This window comes from Nocardiopsis sp. TNDT3, from assembly GCF_003427465.1.
GTDB classification, from domain to species: domain Bacteria; phylum Actinomycetota; class Actinomycetes; order Streptosporangiales; family Streptosporangiaceae; genus Nocardiopsis; species Nocardiopsis dassonvillei.
Map to the genome: position 1 here is coordinate 1 of NZ_QPFC01000788.1, position 4612 is coordinate 4612.

General features: G+C 69.6%; 4 protein-coding genes. 1 reads left to right on the forward strand and 3 read right to left on the reverse strand.

The window, feature by feature from the left end:
- Nucleotides 1-57: 57 nt before the first annotated feature.
- From DQW06_RS19310 to DQW06_RS19320, 3 genes are read right to left on the reverse strand one after another with little or no spacing between them, the layout of a single operon-like run.
- The gene (locus DQW06_RS19310) at nt 58-972 is read right to left on the reverse strand and encodes a carbohydrate ABC transporter permease (protein ID WP_013156549.1); all 915 of its coding nucleotides are present in this window, start codon (nt 970-972) and stop codon (nt 58-60) included.
- Nucleotides 969-2009, reverse strand: a complete 1041-nt coding sequence (locus DQW06_RS19315; RefSeq protein ID WP_013156550.1) for a sugar ABC transporter permease — start codon at nt 2007-2009, stop codon at nt 969-971. The genes DQW06_RS19310 and DQW06_RS19315 overlap by 4 nt, the downstream gene beginning before the upstream one ends.
- Entirely contained in the window at nt 2002-3660 is a 1659-nt protein-coding gene (locus DQW06_RS19320; protein ID WP_071621083.1) for an extracellular solute-binding protein, read from the reverse strand. Before DQW06_RS19320 ends, DQW06_RS19315 begins: the two co-directional genes overlap by 8 nt.
- 199 nt (nt 3661-3859) lie before the next feature.
- Here DQW06_RS19320 and DQW06_RS19325 point away from each other — a divergent pair.
- A partial coding sequence (locus DQW06_RS19325; protein ID WP_198662498.1) for a glycoside hydrolase family 3 protein occupies nt 3860-4612 on the forward strand: 753 nt, incomplete at its 3' end.

Consider the following 4612-nt stretch of genomic DNA (forward strand, 5'->3'; position numbering starts at 1 on the left):
CCCCCGGGGTTCCAGGAGGAGGGGAACCCCGGGGGCGCGGGCGGTCCTGAGGCGGCGCTACCCCTTCACGGCGCCGATGATGACGCCCTTGGTGAAGTGCTTCTGGACCAGCGGGTAGACGAACGTGACCGGCACCAGGGCCACCACCACGATGGCCATCTGGATGGCCAGGTTGGGCGCCGAGGCGGTGCCGCCCTGCATCGCGTCGCCGATCACCGAACTCGAACTGAGCTGCTGGCCCTGCTGCACGTACTGGCGCAGCACCAGCTGGAGCGGCCACTTGGCGTTGTCGTTGATGTAGAGGATGGCGTTGAAGAAGGCGTTCCAGTAGCCCACCGCGTAGAACAGGCCGACGACCGCGGTGACCCCCTTGGACATGGGCAGGACCAGCCGGGTCATGATGGTCCACTCGCTCGCCCCGTCCACCCGGGCGCTGTCGCCGATCTCCTGGGGCAGGTTCATGAAGAACGCCCGCATCACCACCAGGTTGAACGCGTTCACCGCCGTCGGCAGGATCAGCGACCAGTAGCTGTCGATCAGGCCGACGTTGCTCACCAGCAGGTACAGCGGGATCATCCCGGGCGCGAACAGGAAGGTCAGCAGCACCGCGAACAGCAGCGGCCGGTGCCACAGCGATCCGGGCTGGGACAGCCCGTAGGCGGCCAGGACGGTCGCCACCAGGCTGACCAGCGTCCCCACGGCGGTGACGCCCAGGCTGACCAGCACGGCCCGGGTCACCACGCCGCCGCTGAACAGGTCGGCGTAGGCCTGGAAGGAGATCCCCTGCGGGACCAGCACCAGGCCGCCCGCGCTGTTCACCGCAGAGGCGGGGGACAGGCTGGTCAGGATCACGACGTAGAGCGGGAAGAGGATGACGACCGCGATCACGGCCAGGGTGGTGTTCTTCGCGGCGCGCGCGGGAAGACCGGGGCGCTCCGCCCACACGGGGCGGTCCTTGAACAGTGTGCTCATGCTCGTCGGTAGATTCCGTTCTCACCCATCTTGTGGGCCAGCTTGTTGGCCAGAACGATGAGGACCAGTCCGACCACGCCCTTGACCAGGCCCGCGACCGCTCCCGCGCTGAAGTTCCCCGTCACCAGGGTCTGGTGGTAGATGAAGGTGTCCAGCACCTCCGACACGCCCGATCCGAACGCGTCGCGCTGGAGGTAGAACTGCTCGAAGCCGACGTTGAGGATGTCGCCGATCTTGAGGATGAGCAGCAGGACGATCACCGGGCGCAGGCCCGGCAGGGTGATGTGCCACATCCGCCGCCATCGCCCGGCGCCGTCCACGGCCGCGGACTCGTAGAGGTTCTGGTTCACGGCCGCCAGCGCCGCCAGGAAGATGATCGTGCCCCACCCGGCGTCCTTCCAGACCATCTGGGAGGTGACCACGAACAGGAACGCGTCGGGATCGGACATGACCTCCAGCGGCGCGTACCCGTTCTGCCGCAGGATCTGCGAGAACAGTCCGGCGCCGCCCAGGATCTGCTGGAACAGGGTGACGACCAGGACCCACGAGAAGAAGTGCGGCATGTACACGATGCTCTGGAGCACCATCCGCAGCCTGGGGCTGAGGACGCTGTCCAGCAGGATGGCCAGCGCGATCGGGATGGGGAAGAAGAACACCAATTGGACGGCGGCGATGACCAGCGTGTTGCCCGCCGCGGACCAGAAGCGGGGGTCGGTGAACAGACGCTCGAAGTGCGCCAGCCCCACCCACGGGCTGCCCCACACCCCGTCCCAGGGGTTGTAGTCCTGGAAGGCGATGATGTTGCCGAGGGTCGGCGTGTAGTGGAACACCGCCAGCAGGCCGATCGCCGGGACCGTCATCAGCAGCAGCTGCCAGTCGCGGCGCAGCCTCGCACCGAACGGGACCCGCCTGCGGCTCGGGGACGCGGACCCGCCCCGGCGGTCCGGGACGGCCGGGGACCGCCCCCGGCCCCCGCGCCCGCGGGACGCGTCGGCCGGGGAGGGCGGTTCGCCCTTGGTCATGGTCCGCTCAGTCACGGCCGTGCTCCTGGAGGACCCGCATGTAGAACTCGCGGCCCTCGTCGCCGCCGTCGCGGCGCCAGTCCGCGACGGCCTGGTCCAGGGCGCTGAGGTCCTCGCGGCCCCGGATGATGTCGTTGACCCTGTCGGTCATCGGGGTCTCGGCCCCGGAGAAGCGCTCGGGGCGCTGGATGCGGATGCCCGCGAACGGGTCGTCCTCGGTGAACTGGGCGGCGTGGTTGTACCAGTCGCACTTCCACGGCACGAAGTCCGGGTACTGGCTCTCGGTGATCGCCTGGGGGCGTCCGCTGATGAAGTAGTAGCCGTCGTTGACCTCGCCGTTGCCGGTGTCGGTGAGCTGCGGGGCGCCGTCGTCGTTGAGCTCGTGGTGCGCGCCCGCCTCGCCGTAGCGGTAGTCCATGTACTCCCGCGTGCCGAACGGAGCGGCGCAGTAGTTGATGATGCCGAGGATCTCCTCGACCTGCTCCGGCTCCATGCCCTTGCGTACGAACACGGACTGGGCGGAGGGGTCGCTGCGGTGCATCACCGGGTCGGCGCCGCCGTTGCCGAAGGCCGGCATCAGGTCCAGGCGGAAGTCGGGGTTGTCGCCGAGCATCTGCATGTAGGCCTCGTGCCAGGCGCCGATGCCGTCCTGGTTGAAGAGGATCTGCCCGGAGTTGAGCAGCTCCTTGGAGTTGTCCCCCAGGGCGACGATGTCGGGGTGGACGAGCCCCGCGTCGAACACCCTGCGCATGTACTCGATGCTGGCCCTCCACTCCTCGGTCTCGAACATGTGGATGAGCTCGCCGCCCGAGTAGCGCCACTGCTTGGGCGCGCCGAAGACCTGGCGCATGGTGAGGTTGAAGTCGCCGAAGGCCCAGCGGTTGTTGTCCGGGTCGTTGACCTCCTCGCCGATCGCGAACAGGTCGTCGGGGCTGGTCGGGGCCTCCAGGCCGTACTCCTCCAGGAGGTCGCGCCGGTACAGGACCCAGTTGCCGAAGGGCTCGGCGGGCCAGGGCACCCCGTGCAGCTGCTGGTTGAAGACGTTCCAGCGCCAGGCGTCGCTGTCCAGGTTGGCCAGCAGGGGGTAGGCCTGCGCCGCGTCGCCGGCCAGGTGCGGCGTCAGGTCCTCGAACAGCTCGCCGACGGCCCGGTTGAACTGCGGGATCAGGTTGATGACCCAGTCGGGGATCATCGTGATGTCGGCGACGTCGCGCCCGGCGATCACCGCGTTCATCTTGTCGATGACCGAGTTGCCGTCCTGGAAGTTGAACTCCACCGTGGCGCCCAGACGCCCGTTGACGTACTCGAAGAAGGAGTTGTCGCCCAGGCCGGGCGGGATCGGCCCCCACAGCGGGGTCATCGCGGTGTAGCTCCCGCCCCTGCCGGGGGCCTCGGACACGGCCCGGACGAACTCCTGCGGGTAGGCGGTGAACCCGTCCGGGGCGCCGTGCTGTCCCGGGATGTCGGGGGTGACCCCCTGGAACGGGATGTGCGTGGGGATCAGGTCGTCCAGCGAGCTGGCGGAGGAGGCGGACCCTCCGCCGCTGGACGACTCCGAGCCGCAGCCGGTGAGTGTTCCGGCGGTGAGCGCCGCGGCGGTGGAGGCGCCCACCAGGCCGAGGAAGCGGCGTCGGCTGGGGGGCTGGCGCAGGGGGGTGGTGCGCATAGCGTCGTTCCTTCGGTTGAGCAGGCCGGGGAGCCCAGGGGGGTAGGAAACGAAGGGCCATTTTGCTATGAATTAGTTGGCCGTTTAGACAAACAAATTACTCCACTGTGATGTGGCACACAAGGTCTTCAGGTATCGAAGTCGAAGCGGTTCGATTTCGAAGGACAATACCCTCGCGCACGAGAGGCGAACACCCCCCATGACCCTCCAGCCGCACCTGCCGCCGTACCGGGACCCCGCCCTGCCGCCCGAACGGCGCGTGGACGACCTGCTCGCCCGCCTCACCCCGGAGGAGCGGATCGGCCTGCTCCACCAGCACCAGGCGCCCGTCGAGCGCCTGGGCGTCGGCCCCTTCCGGACCGGGACCGAGGCGCTGCACGGACTGGCCTGGCTCGGACCGGCCACCGTGTACCCGCAGGCCGTCGGCCTGGCCAGCACCTGGGACCCCGGCCTGCTCCGCCTCGTCGGCCGGGCCGTCGGCGACGAGGTGCTCGCCCGCAGGGGCGCGGGCGCGTCGCCCAACGTCTGGGCGCCCGTGGTCAACCCGCTGCGCGACCCCCGCTGGGGCCGCAACGAGGAGGGCTACTCCGAGGACGCGTGGCTGACCGGGCTCCTGGCCGCCGCCTACGCCCGGGGGCTGGCCGGTGACGGCGACACGCTGCGCCTCGCGCCCACCCTCAAGCACTTCCTCGCCTACAACAACGAGGAGGGCCGCTGCGAGACCTCCAGCGACCTGCCGCCGAGGGTCCTGCGCGAGTACGAGCTCCAGGCCTTCCTGCCCGCCCTGGCCGAGGGGGCGGCCGTGGCCGTCATGCCCTCCTACAACCTGGTCAACGGGCGGCCCGCGCACCTGAGCCCGCTGATCGGCGACGTGCTGCGCCCGGCCGCGCCCGACCGCCTGCTGGTGGTCAGCGACGCCTACGCGCCCGCCAACCTCGTGGAGGCGCAGCAC

Bases quoted from the DNA above. Each gene is read 5' to 3' on its own strand.
- DQW06_RS19310 (WP_013156549.1), bottom strand. From the start codon at position 972: ATGAGCACACTGTTCAAGGACCGCCCCGTGTGGGCGGAGCGCCCCGGT.
- DQW06_RS19320 (WP_071621083.1), bottom strand. From the start codon at position 3,660: ATGCGCACCACCCCCCTGCGCCAGCCCCCCAGCCGACGCCGCTTCCTC.